The organism is Salinivibrio sp. PR919 (assembly GCF_001995355.1).
Lineage (GTDB): Bacteria > Pseudomonadota > Gammaproteobacteria > Enterobacterales > Vibrionaceae > Salinivibrio > Salinivibrio proteolyticus.
The window spans coordinates 1-11973 of the sequence record NZ_MUFL01000088.1 but is presented as its reverse complement, the minus strand read 5'-3'; the positions used below and the strand labels follow the sequence as shown (position 1 = coordinate 11973).

Annotated in this window: 14 protein-coding genes and 1 pseudogene; 6 read left to right on the top strand and 9 right to left on the bottom strand. The window is 43.4% G+C overall.

Features of this window, described 5'->3' with window-relative positions; all coding sequences use genetic code 11:
* Window positions 1–88: 88 nt before the first annotated feature.
* The 4 genes from BZG83_RS14060 (at window position 89) to BZG83_RS14045 (ending at window position 5269) form a co-directional block, all read left to right on the top strand.
* Window positions 89–571, top strand: coding sequence for a glycosidase (locus BZG83_RS14060; protein ID WP_077481434.1), 483 nt, complete (start codon window positions 89–91; stop codon window positions 569–571).
* Window positions 572–693: 122 nt separating this feature from the next.
* On the top strand, window positions 694–1818 hold the full coding sequence (locus tag BZG83_RS14055) for an ABC transporter ATP-binding protein (protein WP_077481432.1): 1125 nt from the start codon (window positions 694–696) through the stop codon (window positions 1816–1818).
* 43 nt (window positions 1819–1861) lie between these two features.
* Complete coding sequence (locus BZG83_RS14050; protein ID WP_077481431.1) at window positions 1862–3835, top strand: alpha-amylase family glycosyl hydrolase; 1974 nt, start codon at window positions 1862–1864, stop codon at window positions 3833–3835.
* 465 nt (window positions 3836–4300) lie between these two features.
* A complete protein-coding gene (locus BZG83_RS14045; RefSeq protein WP_077481429.1) occupies window positions 4301–5269 on the top strand; it encodes a calcium/sodium antiporter in 969 nt (322 codons plus the stop codon).
* Window positions 5270–5339: 70 nt separating this feature from the next.
* Here the strand turns inward: BZG83_RS14045 and BZG83_RS14040 are convergent, their stop codons facing one another.
* The 3 genes from BZG83_RS14040 to pnuC form a co-directional block, all read right to left on the bottom strand.
* Complete coding sequence (locus BZG83_RS14040; protein WP_077481427.1) at window positions 5340–6020, bottom strand: Crp/Fnr family transcriptional regulator; 681 nt, start codon at window positions 6018–6020, stop codon at window positions 5340–5342.
* A gap of 139 nt (window positions 6021–6159) precedes the next feature.
* Window positions 6160–6891, bottom strand: coding sequence for a nucleoside phosphorylase (locus BZG83_RS14035; RefSeq protein ID WP_077481425.1), 732 nt, complete (start codon window positions 6889–6891; stop codon window positions 6160–6162).
* A gap of 11 nt (window positions 6892–6902) precedes the next feature.
* The gene (pnuC, locus tag BZG83_RS14030; protein ID WP_077481423.1) at window positions 6903–7637 is read right to left on the bottom strand and encodes a nicotinamide riboside transporter PnuC; all 735 of its coding nucleotides are present in this window, start codon (window positions 7635–7637) and stop codon (window positions 6903–6905) included.
* A 134-nt stretch (window positions 7638–7771) separates the two neighbouring features.
* Here pnuC and BZG83_RS17035 point away from each other — a divergent pair.
* Window positions 7772–7956, top strand: a pseudogene (locus BZG83_RS17035) (hypothetical protein); the annotation flags it as partial.
* 13 nt (window positions 7957–7969) lie between these two features.
* On the opposite strand, the gene BZG83_RS14020 reads toward BZG83_RS17035, so the two are convergent.
* Together BZG83_RS14020 and BZG83_RS14015 are read right to left on the bottom strand one after the other, a co-directional pair.
* Window positions 7970–8662, bottom strand: coding sequence for an oligogalacturonate-specific porin KdgM family protein (locus tag BZG83_RS14020; RefSeq protein WP_077481421.1), 693 nt, complete (start codon window positions 8660–8662; stop codon window positions 7970–7972).
* Between the two features lie 439 nt (window positions 8663–9101).
* Window positions 9102–9317, bottom strand: a complete 216-nt coding sequence (locus BZG83_RS14015; RefSeq protein WP_077481419.1) for a hypothetical protein — start codon at window positions 9315–9317, stop codon at window positions 9102–9104.
* A 200-nt stretch (window positions 9318–9517) separates the two neighbouring features.
* Here BZG83_RS14015 and BZG83_RS14010 point away from each other — a divergent pair, with 200 nt between their 5' ends.
* Window positions 9518–10213 (top strand): VC0807 family protein, encoded by a 696-nt coding sequence (locus BZG83_RS14010; protein WP_077481417.1) that lies wholly within the window; start codon window positions 9518–9520, stop codon window positions 10211–10213.
* 63 nt (window positions 10214–10276) lie between these two features.
* Here BZG83_RS14010 and BZG83_RS14005 read toward each other — a convergent pair whose 3' ends face one another.
* From BZG83_RS14005 to BZG83_RS16775, 4 genes are all read right to left on the bottom strand, one after another.
* Window positions 10277–10492: a TIGR02450 family Trp-rich protein gene (locus BZG83_RS14005; RefSeq protein WP_069587895.1), complete on the bottom strand. Its 216-nt coding sequence runs from the start codon at window positions 10490–10492 to the stop codon at window positions 10277–10279.
* Between the two features lie 128 nt (window positions 10493–10620).
* Complete coding sequence (locus BZG83_RS14000) at window positions 10621–11073, bottom strand: hypothetical protein (RefSeq protein WP_074214612.1); 453 nt, start codon at window positions 11071–11073, stop codon at window positions 10621–10623.
* Between the two features lie 88 nt (window positions 11074–11161).
* The gene (locus tag BZG83_RS13995) at window positions 11162–11530 is read right to left on the bottom strand and encodes a hypothetical protein (protein ID WP_158011511.1); all 369 of its coding nucleotides are present in this window, start codon (window positions 11528–11530) and stop codon (window positions 11162–11164) included.
* A gap of 151 nt (window positions 11531–11681) precedes the next feature.
* A partial coding sequence (locus tag BZG83_RS16775) for a hypothetical protein (protein WP_158074967.1) occupies window positions 11682–11973 on the bottom strand: 292 nt, incomplete at its 5' end.

Below are 11973 nucleotides of genomic sequence, written 5' to 3'. Positions count from 1 at the left end.
CATCAAAAGATAGTCCTGACTTATATAAGAACAAAAAATAATCGCTCTTATAGTCAGATAACGTAATAACTTGAAAAAAGGATTTGATATGAAACGTTCACTCCTTATCCTAGCGATTACTACAGCCGTGCTAGCAGGCTGCAGTACCTCTGATGAGCATGCTAGCACAACTCTCGTTAAGGCTGACCCTCGCTTCTCTGACTGTAATCTACCCACTATTGAAGAACGGGGTCCGGTTCGCCCTTCCCTTTTCGTTGTTGGTTCTTTTCCAAACGAGCAATGGATTCACACTGAAAACCATATGATGGGCTACAAGGGAGACGGCATCTATCAGGCCGTAAGTGACGAAAAAGCAGGAAATGTCAGCCTGCAATTTGCCACTATGAGCTGGAATCCGCAATACACAGCAGCAGGTATGGAAATGGTAGTTGGTCAGGTCAAAGAGCTAAAGCGCGCGGGTTTTGCTAAAAATACTCAAGTCAGTCTACCAACAGATGGGAAGTACGTATGGACAATTCAGCTTTCACCAGACAAAGCCCCCCTTCTTACCATGGTGGCACAATGTAAATGACATTGGTCATAGGCAGATTAACAATCTTTCAATCTGCCTAATTCAAAAATCAGAGTGTCAACAGAGTAATCACTGGTAAATCAATTTCTATTATCAGTACAGAGCGGTAAACGGAGAAATTCATGGCCACTGTTAGCCTACGCAAAATTGAAAAGCAATATGATAACAAATTTAAAGCCGTTCATAGCATCGACCTAGATATTCGCGATGGCGAGTTCATGGTATTTGTTGGCCCGTCGGGTTGTGCGAAATCAACAACGTTAAGAATGATTGCTGGTTTGGAAGATATTACTAGTGGTGAGATCCGCATTGGAAATAGAGTAGTTAATGGACTACCGCCAAAAGACCGTCGTATTGCAATGGTATTTCAAAACTATGCACTTTATCCCCATAAAACAGTTTTCGACAACATGGCTTTTGGTCTTAAAATGCAGAAGTGGCCTAAGGATGAAATAAAGCGCCGTGTGATAGAGGCTGCAGAAAAACTAGAGATTACCGACCTGTTATACCGGAAACCGAAAGAAATGTCTGGAGGTCAACGACAGCGAGTTGCCGTTGGTCGTGCTATTGTTCGTAAGCCTGAAGTATTCTTATTCGATGAGCCATTATCAAATTTAGATGCAAAACTTCGCGTATCTATGCGAGTGAAGATAGCTCAATTACATAAATCACTCAAAGATGAAGGAAGTCCTGCAACGATGATCTATGTTACGCATGATCAAACTGAAGCTTTGACTCTGGGCGACCGAATCTGTGTGCTCAACCAAGGTAAGATTATGCAGGTAGATACACCAAGCAATTTATACAATAAGCCCGCGAATAAATTCGTAGCCAGCTTTATTGGTTCTCCGGCCATGAATCTAGTAGACACCGTGATACGCGAAAAAAATGGACAGCTCTATGTAGATATTACCAACGACGTACGCATACTTATTCCTTTAGAAAAACAACAAGTATTGCGTGAATATATCGACAAGCCCGTTTGTTTTGGCATTAGACCAGAACATATTAATATCGCAAACGCTGATGACACGATAAATGTCGTCACTGGAAACCTAACCGTAGTTGAAAATATGGGTAATGAAAAATATATCTACTTTTCAGTGGGAGGTAAGGAGTTAATTGCCCGCGTTAACAATCAAAACATATCTACTAAAGACATTGGCACATCAATTCGTTTCAATTTAAACACTGAGTTCTGCCATATTTTTGACTTTTATAGCGAGGTTAATTTAACGCAAGACTAGGAAATCATGTTATGTCACGTTCATAATCACAAGGATATCTCCTATGAGAAAACGCACTTTATTTTTTAGTGTACTATTGACTACAATAGGCTTCAATAGTTTGGCACTGAGCGCTCCAATTCTTAATGAACATCGAACACAAGGTAAAGAAAGTAGTTTTTTAGATTTCAGGAAAGAGACTATTTATTTTCTTTTTCTTGATAGATTTAGCGATGGAGATTCAAGTAATAACATCGGCGAGAATAAAGAGACTTATGATCCCAACGACTTAAAGAAGTACATCGGCGGCGACATTCGTGGTTTAATTAATAAGCTACCTTATCTCAAGTCTTTGGGGGTAACAGCTATCTGGATCACTCCACCCATTGATAATGCTAATAACTTAGATATTAATGGTGGGGCTGGTTATCATGGATATTGGGGGCGAGACTTTTTTCGAGTAGATGAACATTTCGGTACTATTGAAGACTTCAAAGAGTTGGCCGAAACCATGCATAGTCAAGAATATGACATGAAGCTAGTTCTCGACTATGCACCAAACCATTCTAACGGAAATGACGAAAATGAATATGGTGCGATATATCGAGATGGTGAATATATCATAGATTACAATACTGATCTAGCTGCTGGTACTAACTGGTATCACCACAACGGTGGCGTTACTGACTGGAACAACTGGAATCAGGTAAGAAATCACAACTTATTTAATCTATCAGACTTCAATCAGTCAAATAAAGATGTTTATCAATATTTACTTGAAGGCTCTAAGTTCTGGATAGATGCTGGTGTCGACGCAATCCGTATCGACGCGATAAAACACATGGATAAGTCATTTATTCAGCAATGGACATCTGACATATATGATTATAGCAAAACTCTAGGACGCGATGGATTTTATTTCTTTGGCGAATGGTTCGGTGCTAGTGCCAATAAAACTACAGGTATAGATGGATATGCCATTGATTATGCGAATACATCAGGGTCAGCACTACTCGATTTTGGTTTCCGAGATACATTAGAGCGAGCTCTTGCCAACCGTTCTAACAATAGTTTTAAAACACTTAATAACTATTTAAACAAACGGGAGAAAGTGTTTTCTAGCGATGATTGGCAAGTGGTGTTTATGGATAATCATGATATGGCGCGAATTTCCACTGCATTACGCTCTAGTGCATCAACCTTCGGCCCCGGAAATAATGAGTTAGGCGGTAATCAAAGTGAAGCGTTTGCTCAAGAAAGAGTAAATCTAGGGTTAGTTGCTACTATGACAGTACGCGGGATACCTGCGATATACTATGGAACAGAGCATTACGCAGCAAACTTCACTCAGAACGGCTTTGGCCAAGTTGGTAGCGATCCATACAACCGAGAGAAGATGCCAAGTTTCAGCCAAGATACGCAAGCATTCAAAATAATTAAAACGTTGGCTAAACTTCGCAAAAACAGTCTTGCTATTCAACGTGGCAGTTATATTTCACGTTGGGTCAATGAAGATATACTGGTCTTTGAACGTCAACAAGGTGATGATGTCGTTACCGTTGCGCTTAATCGTGGCCCGTCTGCTTCAATTACTGTTCGTAATCTAGCTCTATCCGATGGAAGTTATACGAATTTACTCGACGATAACAGTGTACATGTAACTGCAGGGCACGCAACACTGCATCTCGCCCAAAATCAAGCAATTGTATTGCATGGGCTAAGCAATAGTAATACGGATCCACTTTCGAGAGACATCACATTCACTTGTCATAATGGTGTTACCACTTCAGGTCAGAGCGTTTATGTCGTTGGTAATCACCCTCAGCTGAGTGGTTGGGCATTAGGAAATGCGATAAAGCTAGAACCATCACAGTATCCTACATGGCGATCTACGCTTACCTTACCCGCAAAACAAGATATAGAGTGGAAATGCGTAAAACGAAACGAGTCAGATCCCACAGCAAACGTAGTTTGGCAGTCCGGTGCTAATAATCAATTTAACACTGACCGCCAAAACGCAACAGAGGGTAGTTTCTAATATTCATATCTAAAACGCGTCCTACCTAATAGTTAGGGCGCGCATTTCGGAAATTGGGCGAATCTCGCGCTTTTTAATAGTTCAAATAAAGACTGTAACAGGTACTTGCCCATTCCAGCACTGGCGTTTCTTATCGCTGATACTCTTTAAACATCGATATTCCATCACTTTAGGTTGTAAATGTTACACTTTTACCACCAACATAAAGTCATCGCGCCCTCCCCTTCACCACATTCGATCAAGCAAAATGCTTTGCAGCTGAAATATGGGTGAGCGGTGCCCAACATTTATGTTGCAAAACCAAAAATCTGTGTCATTAATACAGGGCTTAACGCGACAGCAAGTTGGCGGTAGAAAACTCACCGACTAGCGTTAACGCAATGAATCTTAGTTGCTTCATCCGTTCGGCCTAGGCGCTTGCAACTAGGCGATTTAACGACTTTTCTTTTCAACTAAGGTGACAATATGCTGCTTGCAATGTTGGCGATTATTGCTGGGTTTGCGCTTCTGATATGGAGTGCAGAAAGGTTTGTGGAAGGCGCGGCGGTGAGTGCCCATTATGCGGGAATGCCGCCTTTATTGATTGGCATGCTGGTCGTGGGCTTTGGTACATCTCTGCCAGAGATTCTAGTGTCGACCATGGCCGCATTAGATGGCAACTCTGCATTAGCGCTCGGCAATGCGCTGGGCTCCAACATCGTCAATATTACCCTAATTCTCGGGGTAACGGCCCTGATTGCGCCCATTGCGGTCCATTCCACCATCGTCCGCACAGAGCTGCCGATTCTGTTAGCCATCACTCTTGTTATCGGGGTGATGTTGTGGAACTTCACGATTAGCTTCTACGAAGCCTTGCTGCTGATCGCAGGCTTCTTGCTGCTGATCGGCTGGACGGTGTGGCGTGGGATGCGAACCAAAGAAGACACCCTCGCCATCGAGATGGATGCCGAGCTCACTCAGCAAACCCTCTCACTGAAAAAGGCAGTAATGTGGCTGGTGATCGGGCTCGCACTATTAGTTGTTAGCTCACGCATCTTGGTGTGGGGTGCCGTTGGGATCGCCCAACAGTTGGGCGTCAGCGATCTGATTATTGGCTTAACCATAGTCGCATTAGGGACCTCCCTGCCCGAGTTGGCTGCCTCGATCATTGCCGCCCGCAAAGGAGAGCACGATATTGCCGTGGGCAACGTGGTCGGCTCCAACATTTTTAACTCCCTCGCCGTGATTGGTATTGCCGGCGCCATCGAGCCAATTCGCGACATCGCAGAAGAAGTCTTCTGGCGAGATTGGATGGTGATGCTCGCCGTGACCTTACTCTTGCTGCTAGTCTCAATGCGCTTTGGCAAGACACGAGAAATCAACCGCGCCGAAGGGGGATTACTGTTTATATGCTACGTCAGCTACACCTGCTTGCTGATCTATGCCGTGCGGTAGGAGGTTACCAACCTCGGTGAAGAAAATGTCTGCGCATAAAGACATTGTGCGCAGATATTGGTGTGGTATCTCATTCATTCGCATCAATAAATGCTTTTAGCGCCCGCTCGTCAGTGATCTCTAAGCCATTTTCTGTTTTGGTAATAAGTCCCCTTTCAATCAATTCTTTCACTGCTCGCCGATAGACGCGGCCTGAAGTGCCAAACCGCTCAGCCTCTTGGTTGACTCGGTCAAACCCGCCCAACAAGGTATTGGTTTGGCTCCTGATCAAAAGATCATAAGCGATGTTGTAAGTAATGGGATGCAACAATCGGTTCGTGTAGATAGCCATAGAGTCTTGATAATCTTCCGCTAACGCTGATGCAAAAAACACCATCATTTCAGGCTGCTGTTGCAGCTTTTCCGTTAGCGTTTGAATACAAATGACATCAACCTGCATATGCTCGTCTGCTATCACACTCCACTGGCAAGGCGATTGAGTAAAGTACTCCATTTCACCATAAATATGGTAATCGCAGTTTGCCTCACCGAGTTGAAAACGTCGCCCATTCGCCGCCAATATACTCATCGAGACTCGGCCCACCGGCACAACGTATAAATGCTGAAGTTCCTCACCTTGGCGAAGAATCGCTTCACCTACATCAAAGTAACGCGTACTGATTTGACACTGATAAATCAAATCACGAAAAGCGGCACTGTTTTTCTCAAGGTATGTTTTGAAGCGACCGGTTGGATAAGGCCCGATTTTCATTCTCTGCTCTCTCAGAAAATCTAATGACAACGATGTCATTTTGATTGTACCCCGTCACAACCAATAAAAAAGCGACATTGACCTGCCGCTTTTATACACATTGATTGATGACGAAAAAGTAACTGAGGCTATAACATGACTAGCTCTGAGCAATAAGCGCTTCTAACGCCGTGGTTGCCGCAAGCCTTTCACCTTCCATCATCACTCGAGTCTCATCCACATACTGCCCAATGCCCTCTTTCACATCTTGTTGATAGAGCACGACATTATTTAAGATCGAAGCGACATGGAGGCCTCGTAACCGACCCACCGCCAACAGGGCAGAGGTTTCCATATCAGCACCTAACACGCCTTTCTGGTTCCAGAATTGGCATATCGCTTCTTCATTATCAGTATAAAAACTGTCATGAGAGCGAACTACGCCGAAATGATATCGGGTGGCTTGCGTAGAGAGATAGCGCTCGATTTCCTTCAATAGTTGAAGGCTTGCATAGGCTGGGTAAGCTGTATCCACATAGGCCTTAGAACCGCCTTCATCCCTTACTGCACCCTCCGCGACAATCAGCTCTCCAAGCTGAATTCCCGCTTGCATCGAGCCTGCAGAGCCGACGCGTATTACATAGCTAGCACCGCATTGCTTTAACTCTTCAACCGCAATGAGCATGGATGGCGCACCGATCCCAGTACTACATATAGAAATCGATTGCCCCTTGTAACTGCCTGTAAAAACGCGATATTCGCGATTTTCAGACATCATTTCTGCATTATCCAATAATGCGGCAATACGATTGGCACGATCGGGCTCGCCACACACAATCACGCGAGGCGCAACTTGTGTTTCATCAACACCAATATGAGGTTGTTTGACCATAAATACGCTCCTCACGCTGCCGCAGCTTGAGTTAATGTTTTATCGTCATTCCGTTTTGCGCTACGCGCCCATTCCCGTGTGCCATTGGCAGCAATGAACATTAAGATTGCATACTGCGCAGACATTGCATAAACACCTTGTGTCGCGTAAATGCCCACACTAATAACGTTAATAACAACCCACAGAATCCAATTTTCCACGTATTTGCGCGTCATCAGCACTTGAGCAACAACGGACAGCACCGTCATCGTGGCATCCCAGAATGGGAACGCATCCGGCTCAAGCACGGGAGAAGCCAAGTTTGAGCCTAAAAGGTTTAAACCATCAACAGTGAAGCTTGCGAGCGAAAAGAAAAATGTATCGATATAGATAGTTAGCCAGGTTATCGAAATCACACTGACTACCGCTGTCGCAATGAGCTTCTGCTTGCTTAACCAGCGTACTTCTAAGGTTTCGCCTTGCGCGTTAGGACGTGTCCATGCGTACCAACCATAAATGTTGGCACAAAAGAAAAACAGTTGAAGAAGCAGTAACCCATATAACTGAATTTGAAAGAATATCACCGCAAACAGAGTGACATTGAGCAAACCAAACAGGTAGTTAATCGTTTTCTCTTGGCTAGCAAACCAAATACACAGTAATCCAAAAACGGTTCCGAACGCCTCAATCCAACTCATCGCATAACCGTCTCCGAGTGGAATATTGACGAGGGTGTTATTAATGTCGAGCAAAGCAAATAGACTCATGGTGAGGCCTTTATTGTTCTGTTGAGATTGTGCTTATCTTAGGGGCGAACAGCAGATAAAAGGAGGACATTTGTCCCCTCTTGACTGCACTCGATCATAATTCAGGTGAATATATTATTATCGCTATAAAAAGGCTCTCCGTACCGGGCATCCCAATAGGCTCTCCTAGTATGGAGGATGGCGAGACAAAGACAGCGGCACTGTTTGCGCGTTTAACGAAAAAGGCCAAGTGTTCGAATATAGCCATCACGAAGGCAGGACCAAGAAAAACAAAGCCCAGCGAGATAAACCGCAGGGCTTTTTCTTAATGGATAGTTAAGAAAAATATAACATTAGAAGCCGTAAGAGGCCCCAAATACAAACGCGTTATTCACTAGGCTGTCACCACCCGCGTTTTCTGCACCATGTGCTTGACTGCGGAACTCAAAGTAAGGTTGAACACCTTTACGAGTCCACGTTGCGCGAAGCTCGTGGTCCATGGTTTCCGCTTCAATCATGTAGACGTTGTTGTAACTTAGCGTCACATCCTCATTCATCACGTAACCGATGCGGTTATCCATACGGTAATCTGTATCCGCATCTGCGTCTGTCGCATCAATATGCGCACGAGTACGGTTACTTAACGAGATGCCGCTGTCGAAGTTGTATCCAATCTTAACCAATGGACGGTACTGCACATTCTCGCCAGCAGAGAATAGGTGTTGGTAACCCGCGGCAACCCATAAATGCTCGGTAAGATTAAATACCTGTTCACCACCCACAGTGATTGCTGGTGTGGTGTTACCTGCACCACCGTTTTCTGTTTCCAATTTACCTAACTGAATACCATCAAATTCGGTGTAAATCGTCAAGCCGCCGAATTGGTTATCAAAAGTATGCCCAGCTTCCAGTGTAGATGTAACGTCCGAACCATGAATTCGGCCATCATCGTGGAATTGAACATTACCTGTTACGTAAGAAGAACCAGCAAAAGCGCTAGAAGCGAAAGCGAGAGAAAGAGCACTCAGTGCAAAAAATTTTTTCATGATTACTGCCTTTATTTGTTCGCGTTATACGATAGTTTTGGAGGGCATCTCTTCCCTTTTATCGCAAACTTTGGAGTGTGCCTCCTTGGCGTTCGCAATATTGCTTCAATTAATTCGCGATGAAAAATAAAACGTTTTAAAAAAGTGATCTTGTTCAAACCGACGCTTAAAACCTGATAAAAATACAGTAAATATAGTCACTTATCGTATTTCTTTAAAACCATTCAAAAAATAAAAGCGTGATCCTAAACACGTTATTTATTGACAAACATAACAATAAGGAGGTTTAGATCACAAAAAAACCTGCTTATTACAATTCAAAACTTATTTATCAATGAAAAATAATCAGACGTAGATCACACTTAATTTCCCCGAAAAAACAAAGCCTCAACATGATGGATGTTGAGGCTTTGCCAACAATGAACATACAAGAATCGAGTTATTTCACGCTAGTCACGCAGCTTGTGTTCGCGCCAGTAGCAGAGACAGAGCGGATAAACACCTCACCTTTCACATTTGGACAAGCACTGTCTGCGTAAGTTAGCCAGTTCTTACCGTCTAGAGAGTGGAAATTACGAGCGACATCCGCCATCACACTACGGTAATCAAAACACGGCGCATATTTAATAGACAGTTGTGGTAAAAAAATCAGCATTTTGGCTACCTACAAGACCATTGGCAGCGCTAGAAGCAATGCGCAACGCGAGTCTCATCGCTATCCAATCCCTCACACCTATTGATTTCACACATAGTTACACAACGGTTCGCTTTTGCGCTTTACATCGATTGCGGGTCGATGAACACTGCTTGGCAGAGTATAATGACACCGATATCACGTAGAGTTAGCCACAGATTATGAGCAATACCATCGCGAAAAAGCCGAGCCCCCTGTTTGAAATCCTGTTCAACGTTTTCATCCCCTCGATCATCCTCATGAAGTTGAGCGGCGATGAATACCTAGGGACAGCCACGGCACTGGTCGTCGCTTTGGCCTTTCCTCTCGCTTACGGCGGGATGGATCTGGTCCGTAACCAGAAATTCAATTTTATCGCAGCACTGGGTTTTATCAGCGTTTTACTGACAGGCGGAATTGGCCTACTCGAGCTCGATACCCGTTGGCTAGCCTTAAAAGAGGCGCTGATCCCCGGCCTTATTGGCTTGGCGGTGTTAGGGTCAACCTTTACCCGCTACCCACTGATGCAGAAGTTAATACTGAATGACACCGTGCTCAACCTCTCGTTGATCAATCAGCGTTTAAAAGAGAGAGGACAATCCGACGCCTTTGAACGTTGCTTGATGTGGTCAAACTATCTGTTCGCCAGCACCTTTGTGTTCTCATCGGCGATGAACTACTTCCTTGCCACGTGGATTGTCACCAGCCCTGCCGGCACGCCCGCGTTTAATGAAGAGTTGGGCAAAATGACGCTGTACAGCTACCCGATGATTGCTATCCCTAGCATGTTGATGATGTTTGGTATTTTTTACTACATCTGGCGCCAGATACGCGCGATGACATCGCTTGAAACAGAGCAAATATTCCACCTGAAATAGCAAGCGCCCCGCGCGGCGTTCGGAACGGATCAAAAAAGGGAGGATAGCCTCCTCCCTTTAATATCACTTCCACCCTTGACGCCACTTCTCGTCACTTTTGAGCTCACGCCAGTCAATCGGATATTCTTTTTTCGACAGCACCGACTCGAGCACGCATAACACCACCACACCGTCTTCATCATACTCAACATCGGATACTACAAAGTGCTTCTCGCGATTAATAGGTTTGACCGCCGTCCACTTGCTATTGCGTAACTTGGCTGGATTAATCTGGTTCACGACTGCCCCGTTAGATACTGCATCGGTTAAACATAACGATATCTAGTACGAACGGGGTTCGGTTTGGTTCAGTGGTTGGGGTTGGTGTAACTCGTTCCCACGCGGGAGCGTGGGAACGAGAAAACTTTCTACATTAATTGACTAGAAATCTCTTGTAACACTGCTCTTGCTGCATTTTTACCATACAAAGAAAATCCTACTTCTTTTCCAGTAACATCTTTTAAAATTAGCAAATCAGAATCTATCCACATATCACGTTCTACAGTCTGTTCAGAGATATCAGATAGCTTTTCAATAGGCAATTTATAGGATAAGTAATATTTGTATTCCGATGAATTCCAATTTGCCATGTATGCACCATGTTCGGTAATGAAGAATACTCCCCATGACTTTAGATCTTTATCTTCATATAGTGTTGTATATTCTTTAAACAAAACTTTCTCTGAACCGTCTTTAATCATATCAAGTACTATTGGTTCAAAAGCCGGTGTGCTTATTGGACCCTGAGGTGTTTGCATCGGACCAGGAGATGAACACCCGAACAAAATAAAAACAAAGCCAAAAATCAAAAAATGCTTCATTGATTCATATCCTTAAAATATATAGTGCAGACTAACTTTCATGACACCCAGCACTGGAAACATGAGGAAAATTATATTTATGTATAAGCTATTCAAGAAACGCAGCTTCACCGATACAGACCCAAGACTCCCAACAGTTATTACCCCAATCTACTGACGCATCCTGAGAGCAAGTAGGATACAATACAGCATTGGCTCCTAGCTGAACAGCCTTTATCTTCAATTGAGTCATCGCTGCTTGTTCTGAAGTATCTCCACTAAATGCTGATCCTTTGCAAGAAATACCTTTTATTTTTCCTTTAGAGACATACTTTAAAGAACTAGGGTTTTGGATGATTTCGATTTCATTCATCGCTTTTATCTGCGTCAAAGATAAATCATCAACACGCTCGACCTGACCAAATCCGGCACAGCCTGTCAAAAATAAAGCCAACAATGGCACTAAAACTCCCTTCATTATTTTCTCCATTTTATAAAACAACATAAACAGAATGGATCCAACCAAAATATCACATCATTAATGCAATGTGAAAAAACTGACAAAATATGCGCTTACGGTCTGATATACTATATGAGTAAAAACTAAAAAATTCCCATTATTATCACCATCAACCAATTTCATACTTGATAGCCTCTATCATTTTTCTTGCTCTCAAATAAAAACTTGGCGTTCTCATTGAATGCTGGATTTCTTCATAGCTTTCTTCCTCATTGTCTTTGATTTTTTTCATTGTGGTAGAAAACGCATTTGGAAAGCCTTTATGAATGATCGTATTTCGTATAATCTCGAATTCTTTCACATACTCGTGAGCAACCGTGCTAAGAAGGCATTGGGATTCCTTAACTAATTTTCCATATGGATAATCTAACGATTGACCTTTGTCACAAATTATTCCTATC